Origin of the sequence: Pseudoroseomonas cervicalis ATCC 49957, assembly GCF_000164635.1 — a bacterium.
In the GTDB taxonomy this organism is placed as follows: Bacteria; Pseudomonadota; Alphaproteobacteria; order Acetobacterales; family Acetobacteraceae; genus Pseudoroseomonas; species Pseudoroseomonas cervicalis.
Genome location: NZ_GG770781.1, coordinates 1 through 6,894, shown reverse-complemented (window position 1 = coordinate 6,894; position 6,894 = coordinate 1). Strand labels below are relative to the sequence as shown.

Below are 6,894 nucleotides of genomic sequence, written 5' to 3'. Positions count from 1 at the left end.
CCTGCGCCGCGCCGGGTGCCCGGCCGCGATGCGGCAGGGTCAGCCGCGCCTCGCCCAGCAGCACCTCGGCCAGCTCGCCCTCGATGCGGCCGATCGTCACCGGCAGCTGGTTGGCATCGCCGATGAAGCCGGCGACGAAGGCGGTGCGCGGCGCGTCATACAGCTCGGAGGGCGTGCCCTCCTGCGCGATCACCGCGTTGTTCATGACGATGATCTTGTCGCTGATCGCCAGCGCCTCGCTCTGGTCATGCGTCACATAGACCACCGTGACGCCAAGGCGCTGCTGCAGCTCGCGGATCTCCTCGCGCATGTGGCGGCGCAGGCGGGCGTCGAGGTTGGAGAGCGGCTCGTCGAACAGCAGCACGGAGGGTTCCAGCACCAGCGCGCGCGCGACCGCCACGCGCTGCTGCTGGCCGCCCGACAGCTCGGAGGGCAGGCGGGCGTCGAAGCCGGCCAGCCCGACCGAGTTGAGCGCGGCCTTCGCCGCCTCGGCCGCCTCTCGCTTCGGGCGACCGGAGACGGTCAGGCCATAGGCGACGTTCTCCAGCACGCTCATATGCGGGAACAGCGCGTAGGACTGGAACACCATGGAGACGTCGCGCTCGGCCGGCGGCAGGCCGGAGACGTCGCGCCCGCCGATCATCACCTGGCCCTCGGTCGGGTATTCCAGCCCCGCCACCATGCGCAGGATCGTCGTCTTGCCGCAGCCCGAGGGGCCGAGCAGCGTGCAGAGCTGCCCGGCGGGGATGGTGAAGGACACGTTCCGCACCGCGGTCGCCGTGCCGAAGCGCTTGACGACGTTGTTGAAGCGGATCTCGGCGGCGCGGCTCATGCGGCGGTTCCTGCAACGGGAGTGGCGGCGCGGCGGCCGATGCGGCGGCGGCCGACCGCCAGCTGCGCCAGGCCGAGCACGGCCAGCATCAGCACGATCAGCGCGACGGCGACGGCGATGGCCAGGCCGTAATCGCCATTGATGACACGGTTGACGATGAAGACGGTCGCCAGCTCGGTCTCGGCGGTGACGAGGAAGATGACCGCGCTGATCGTCGTCATGGCGCGGACGAAGGCGTAGGTGAGGCCGGCGATCAGCGCGGGGCGCAGCAGCGGCATCAGCACGCGGCGGAAGGCGTCCATTCCGCCGCCGCCCAGCGTGTGCGAGGCCTCGTCGAGCGAGCGGTCGATCTGCGCCATCGCCGCCATGCCGGAGCGCAAGCCCACCGGCAGGTTGCGGAAGATGAAGCAGAGCACGATGATCGCCCCCGTCCCCGCCAGCTCCAGCGGCGGCAGGTTGAAGGCGCGCAGATAGGCGACGCCGATCACCGTGCCCGGCACCGCGAAGGAGAGCAGGGTCGCGAATTCCAGGAAGCCCCGCCCGGCGAAGCGGGTGCGGCTGAACAGCCAGGCCGCCAGGATGCCGAGCATGGCGGTGATGGGGGCGGCGATGGCCGAGAGCTCCAGCGTGGTCAGCACGCTGTTCCAGGCCATGCCGGTCAGCTGCAGCCCGTCCGCCCATTCGAAATCGAAGGCCTTGACCATGTGGCGCAGCGTCGGCGTGTAGTCGCGGCCCCAGATCTCGACGAAGGCGCCGGAGATGGCCAGCACATAGAGCGCGATGGTCAGCCCCGCCCAGGGCAGCGCCAGCGACAGGCACAGCCGGCGGATACGCGGCGGCAGCGCCGGCGGCAGGCCGGAATCGCCCTTGCCGCCGATCGAGACGAAGGATTTGCGCCCCCCCGTCAGCCGCTGCTGCGCGATGAAGATCAGGCAGGCCAGCGCCAGCAGCACCAGCGACAGCGCCGCCGCCCGGCCCGGATCGGCCTGGGCGCCCACCACGGCGAAGAAGATCTCGGTGGCCAGCACGTTGAAGCTGCCGCCCAGCACCACGGCATTGCCGAAATCGGCGATGCTCTCGATGAAGCCGAGCAGGAAGGCATTCGCCAGACCCGGCATCAGCAGCGGCAGGGTGACGGTGCGGAAGGTCTTTTCCGGCGAGGCGCGCAGCATCGACGCCGCCTCCTCCAGCGTCGGCGACAGCCCCTCGACCACGCCGATCAGCACCAGGAAGGCGATGGGGGTGAAGGCGAAGAGCTGCGCCAGCAGCAGGCCCGGCAGGCCATAGATCCAGCGGCCGAGCTCGATGCCGAACCAGTTGGCCGCCGCCAGCGAGACCAGGCCGGAACGGCCGAAGATCAGGATCAGCCCGAGGCCCAGGATGAAGGGCGGCGTGACGATGGGCAGCACGGTCAGCCAGCGCAGCGGCGCCGCGTAGCGCAGCCGCCCGCGGGTGACCAGCAGCGCGAAGGCGAGGCCGAGGGCGGTGGTGCCGAAGCCCACCAGCGTCGCCAGGAAGACGGTGTTCCACACCACGCCGCAGCGCGGCGCGCCGACCAGGCAGCCCAGGCCCCAGAGCCGGTCATCCAGCAGCCGCGGCGCCGAGGCCAGCGGGCTGAAGGCGCCGGCCGGGTCGCGGAAGGCATCGCCCAGCAGCGCCGCGATGGGCAGGAAGGTGAAGAGCAGCACGCCGACGGCGATGGCCATCGCCGCGCTGGCGGTGAAGGCATCGCCCCGGAAGGCGCCACGCCCGGCCAGCCCCGCCGCCAGCACCTGGCAGAGGCCGAGCGCCACCACGCTGCCGCCCCAGCCGATGCCGAATTGCCGGTCCTCCATCGGGCCGAGCAGCGGTTCCAGCCAGGCATGGTTCCAGCCGCGCACGCCGATCGCCTCGCCCTGCGCCACCAGCAGCAGCAGGCCGAGCCCGCCGGCCAGCAGGTAGAGATCGGCGCGGCGGGCGCGCGGCAGGGGGGCGAGCCCCGCCGCCAGCGCCAGCAGGGGGGCCAGCACCGCCGGCCAGAGCCACCAGCGGCCCTGGGTCAGCGCCTGGCCCAAGGCGGGCGCGTAGTCGGGGTCGTTCAGCCAGGCGAAGCCGGCCAGGGGAGTCGTGAGGATCCCGTCCTGGAGCAGATACCAGGGCAGGAGCAGCGCGGCGACCAGGGTGATCGCCGCGCCGGACAGGCCGGCTGCGCGCATGGTCGGATCAGCGCGGCAGGCTGTTGACTTCGCGGTCCCAGCGCTCGATCAGCCGCCGCCGCTCCGCGCTGGTGCCATACTTGGCGAAGTCGTAGTCGATGAGGCGGATCTGGCTCATCTGCGGCGCCTCCGGCGGCACCGGGGTGTTGCGGTTGGAGGGGGTCTGGAAGGACTTCGCCTCGGCCGCCACGCGCTGCCCCTCGGGCGACAGCGCCCAGTCGTAGAAGCGGCGGGCGTTGCGCTCGTTGCGGGCGCCGCGGATGATCGACATGGAGCCGATCTCATAGCCCGTGCCCTCGCAGGGCACCGCGTAGCCGACCGGGAAGCCGCCCAGCCGCTCGGTCACCACGTCATGCACGAAGGAGATGGAGACCCCCGTCTCGCCGCGCGCCACCGCCTTGATCGGCGCCGTGCCGCTGCGCGGATAGGCGTTGATGTTGCGGTGCAGCTGGCGGAGATAGTCGAAGGCCGGCTCCTCGCCCATCACCTGCACCATCGTCGCGATCATCACATAGGCGGTGCCGCTCGACTGCGGGTTGGCCATCTGGATCTCGTTGCGATAGGGCGCGGTCAGCAGGTCGCGCCAGCAGGCCGGGGGCTGGATGCCACGGCGGGCCAGCAGCTCGGTGTTGAAGCCGAAGCCCAGCGCGCCGGCATAGATGCCGACCGTGCGGTACTGGGAATCGCGCGCCTGCTTCTGCGCCCAGTCATGCAGCTGGTCGAGCAGGGGGGAGCGGTATTCGGCGCTCAGATTGTCCTCGGCCGCCTGCAGGTGCGGGTCGCCGGTGCCGCCATACCAGATGTCGCCGCGCGGGTTCTGCGCCTCGGCGCGGATCTGCGCCAGCACCTCGCCGCTGCCCTTCTGCGCCATGTTGACGCGGATGCCGGTGTCCCGCGAGAAGGCATTGGCCGCAGCCTGGCACCATTCGACCAGGGCGGAGCAGTAGATGTTGAGGCTGCCCTGGGCGGCGGCGGGCTTGGCCGCCAGGCCGGCGGCCAGAACGAAGCCGGCGCCCAGCAGGGCGCGGCGCAGCGAGATCGTGGTCATGGGTCTCCCCCTCTCCGCCCTTCGGGGCGGCGCGTTTGAGCTGGCGGGGCCCTCAATGCAACAAAATTGTCACATTCACAATGCGGACAGGGGGCATGGCCGTCAGGAGGCGGTCTCCGGCGCGGGCGGCAGCGGTGCCGTCTCCCGCAGGAAGCCCGCCAGGGCGCGGAAACTCTCGCGCCGCGGATCGGTGCCGCGCCAGACCAGGCCGATGCGCCGCCCGGCCTCGGCATCCTCCAGCCGGCGCAGCGCCACCAGCCCGCCCAGGTCGCTGCGCCCCTGCGCCGCCAGCTGCGGCAACAGGGAAATCCCCTCCCCGGCCGCGATCATGTGGCGCAGCATCTCCAGGCTGGTGGCGAAGCGGCCGTCGCGCTCGCCGCGCGGCATGGCGCAGAGGGAGAGCGCCTGGTCGCGCAGGCAATGCCCCTCCTCCAGCAGCAGCAGGTCGCTGCCGCGCAGGTCGGCCAGCGTCAGCTCCGGCTGGTCGAGCAGCGCATGGCCCTGCGGGCAGGCCAGCAGGAAGGGCTCGAAGAACAGCGGCGCGGCGGCCAGGCTGTCGGTGGGGGCCGGCAGGGCGATCAGCGCCGCGTCCAGCTCGCCCTGCTCCAGCGCCGCCACCAGGGCGGCGGTGCGCCCCTCCTGCAGCCGCAGCACCAGGCGGGGGAAGCGGTCGCGCACCGCGCGCAGCACGCCCGGCAGGTAGTAGGGGCCGAGCGTCGCGATCACCCCCAGCCGCAGCGGGCCGGAGAGCGGCTCGGCCTGCTGCTGGGCGAGGTCGAGCAGCCCGCGCGCGGCCCGCGTCACGGCGCGGGCCTGGGCCAGCAGCGCCTCGCCCTGCGGGGTCACCTCGACCCGGCGGGCGGCGCGCTCGAACAGGGCGACGCCGAGCAGCGCCTCCAGCTTGCGGATCTGCTCCGACAGCGCCGGCTGGCTGACGCCGCAGCGCTCCGCGGCACGCCCAAAATGTCGCATTTCCGCAACGGTCACGGCATATTCGAGGTCCCGCAGCGACAGGCCTGCGAGCGTCGAGGGGGGGACCGGCATTCTTCGGTTTTCCCTATCGCACGAAAATACAAGATCGATTTAACCGATCGAAGCGAGGCTGTTAAGTCAGTTCGCACCCCTGCCAGAGGAGCTGCCAGAATGTCCGAGACCCCGCGCCCGATCCTGACCACCACCGCCGGCGCCCCGGTGCCCGACAACCAGAATTCGCTCTCCGCCGGGCCGCGCGGCCCGCTGCTGCTGCAGGACTACCAGCTGATCGAGAAGCTGGCGCACCAGAACCGCGAGCGCATCCCCGAGCGCGTGGTGCATGCCAAGGGCTCCGGCGCCTATGGCACCCTGACCATCACCAACGACATCACGAAATACACCAAGGCGAAGCTGTTCGACGGCATCGGCAAGCAGACCGAGGTGCTGCTGCGCTTCTCCACCGTCGCCGGCGAGCGCGGCGCGGCGGATGCCGAGCGCGACGTGCGCGGCTTCGCGCTGAAATTCTACACCGAGGAGGGCAATTGGGACCTCGTCGGCAACAACACGCCGGTCTTCTTCATCCGCGACCCGGTGAAGTTCCCCGACTTCATCCGCACCCAGAAGCGCCACCCGGCGACCAACATGCGCTCGCCCACCGCCATGTGGGATTTCTGGTCGCTCTCGCCCGAGAGCCTGCATCAGGTGACCATCCTGTTCAGCGATCGCGGCCTGCCGCAGGGCTACCGCTTCGTGAACGGCTATGGCAGCCACACCTTCTCCTTCTGGAACGATGCCGGCGAGCGCTACTGGGTGAAGTTCCACTTCAAGTGCATGCAGGGCATCAAGACCTGGACGAATGACGAGGGCAACGCCGTCATCGCCCAGGACCGCGAAAGCTCGCAGCGCGACCTCTACGAGGCGATCGAGCGCGGCGAATTCCCGCGCTGGCGCATGTGCGTGCAGATCATGCCCGAGCTGGACGCGGAGAAGACGCCCTACAACCCGTTCGACCTGACCAAGGTCTGGCCGCATGGCGACTACCCGCTGATCGAGGTCGGCATCCTCGAGCTGAACCGCAACGCCAAGCACTATTTCGCCGAGATCGAGCAGTCCTCCTTCTCGCCCTCGAACATCGTGCCGGGCATCGGCTTCTCGCCGGACAAGATGCTGCAGGGCCGCATCTTCGCCTATGCGGACGCGCATCGCTACCGCGTCGGCACGCATTACGAGGCGCTGCCGGTGAACCGCCCGAAGGCGCAGGTGCACCACTACCACGCCGACGGGTCGATGCGCTTCGACGCGCCGGTGGGGACGGACGCCTATTACGAGCCGAACTCCTTCAACGGCCCGGTCGAGGCGAAGTCCGCCCAGGAGCCGCCGCTGCGCATCACCGGCGATGCCGACCGCTACAACCACCGCGAGGGCAATGACGACTACAGCCAGCCCCGCGCGCTGTTCCACCTGCTCGGCGCCGAGCAGCAGCAGCGGCTGTTCAAGAACATCGCCGGCGCCATGCAGGGCGTGCCGCAATTCATCATCGACCGGCAGCTCGGGCATTTCGAGAAGGTGGACCCGGCCTATGCCGCCGGCGTGGCCGAGGCGCTGAAGCACCTGCAGCCGGAGGCGGATTCCGCGCCGACCAACGCGCAGGCCGCCGAGTGAGCCGAACCGGAGGGGACGCGCCGCGCCCCCTCCCCTGACCCGGGGCGCGGCGGCCACTGATACCCCTGCCGCCGGCGCCGACCGGGGGCGGGCCGGCCCTGACTTCGCCGGCCCGCGCCTCCTCCCCCGGCCTCTGACCTGCCTGGAGCCGCCCATGTCCGCCGCCTTGCAGCATGCCGCGCCCG

The 6,894-nt window shown here is 71.0% G+C and carries 5 protein-coding genes; 1 reads left to right on the top strand and 4 read right to left on the bottom strand.

All coding sequences use genetic code 11. The features are described from left to right. The 4 genes from HMPREF0731_RS15235 to HMPREF0731_RS15220 form a co-directional block, all read right to left on the bottom strand. A partial coding sequence (locus HMPREF0731_RS15235) for an ABC transporter ATP-binding protein (protein ID WP_007005058.1) occupies positions 1–832 on the bottom strand: 832 nt, incomplete at its 3' end. Next, the gene (locus tag HMPREF0731_RS15230) at positions 829–3,027 is read right to left on the bottom strand and encodes an ABC transporter permease (RefSeq protein WP_007005057.1); all 2,199 of its coding nucleotides are present in this window, start codon (positions 3,025–3,027) and stop codon (positions 829–831) included. The genes HMPREF0731_RS15230 and HMPREF0731_RS15235, both read right to left, overlap by 4 nt. Positions 3,028–3,034: 7 nt before the next feature. Next, positions 3,035–4,075: an ABC transporter substrate-binding protein gene (locus tag HMPREF0731_RS15225; protein WP_007005056.1), complete on the bottom strand. Its 1,041-nt coding sequence runs from the start codon at positions 4,073–4,075 to the stop codon at positions 3,035–3,037. 102 nt (positions 4,076–4,177) lie between these two features. Further along, positions 4,178–5,119, bottom strand: coding sequence for a LysR substrate-binding domain-containing protein (locus tag HMPREF0731_RS15220; protein ID WP_007005055.1), 942 nt, complete (start codon positions 5,117–5,119; stop codon positions 4,178–4,180). Between the two features lie 99 nt (positions 5,120–5,218). Here HMPREF0731_RS15220 and HMPREF0731_RS15215 point away from each other — a divergent pair, with 99 nt between their 5' ends. After that, positions 5,219–6,709: a catalase gene (locus tag HMPREF0731_RS15215; protein WP_007005054.1), complete on the top strand. Its 1,491-nt coding sequence runs from the start codon at positions 5,219–5,221 to the stop codon at positions 6,707–6,709. The last annotated feature ends 185 nt before the right edge of the window (positions 6,710–6,894 follow it).